This is a genomic window from Pedobacter sp. 10L46_2, assembly GCF_056395165.1.
In genome coordinates, this window is sequence record NZ_JBFTIZ010000469.1 from 2,052 (window position 1) to 2,795 (window position 744).

The following is a 744-nucleotide window of genomic DNA, read 5'->3' on the forward strand; positions in this document are numbered from 1 at the left end:
TCCATGCGGAACAACCCTTGAGTTCCAAAATTCACCTATTTGTATTGAAGAGCTGGAAAGCAGGGAAGCTTTTTATCCGAAACTGATATGGATATTGAACGGAAAAAAATTTAAAGGCTTCCGTATTTTGAAGCATTTACCAGATGTGGATCACCCCAAACTTGCCGACTTTGAGTTTTGCCATAGCGATCATCTTTCTATGATCAGAAAGTCTGACTTGCTAGGAAGAAAAGGGCATCCTAAAATATTAAATTTCTATCATCCTGAACTGAAGAATATACAGCTAACCAGCCACTATTATTCCTTTTGCTGGAAACATCCCCATCGGGTATGGTATCAAGCAAAATGTCCCATTATTGTTGATCTGGGAGGACACTTTCTTTATCAGCTCAAACAACGAAAGCAGCTATCGGGAAACTATCCTTACCTACATATGATCCCGCGAAAGGAATTCATTGCCAGGTTCATAGTTAAATAGTCCATCTATAAGGGCCGTAGGGCTGCTAACGTATCTAACACTAAAAATTCTTTATTTTTTTGTATTTGAATTTATTTCTGATGTGTTGATTAAAATATCGGCCTTTTGACCCGGCCGCTTTTAGCATATGATAAATTTCAGGAGGAACATTTTTATATTTATAGCACATTCCGGATACAAAAGTGATACATAATGTAGTGGCTTCCATGTCATAGGTAAAATATCGAATCACACTTGATGGCATAATTTATTTCTTTAAGTAGCAG

The 744-nt window shown here is 37.1% G+C and carries 2 protein-coding genes; one reads left to right on the forward strand and one right to left on the reverse strand.

The window, feature by feature from the left end:
* Positions 1 to 478 (forward strand): competence protein (locus tag AC1DDX_RS26860; protein ID WP_477622977.1); only part of this gene is annotated, 478 nt, incomplete at its 5' end.
* 40 nt (positions 479 to 518) lie between these two features.
* Here AC1DDX_RS26860 and AC1DDX_RS26865 read toward each other — a convergent pair.
* The gene (locus AC1DDX_RS26865) at positions 519 to 722 is read right to left on the reverse strand and encodes a KTSC domain-containing protein (protein ID WP_288879289.1); all 204 of its coding nucleotides are present in this window, start codon (positions 720 to 722) and stop codon (positions 519 to 521) included.
* Between the last annotated feature and the right edge of the window lie 22 nt (positions 723 to 744).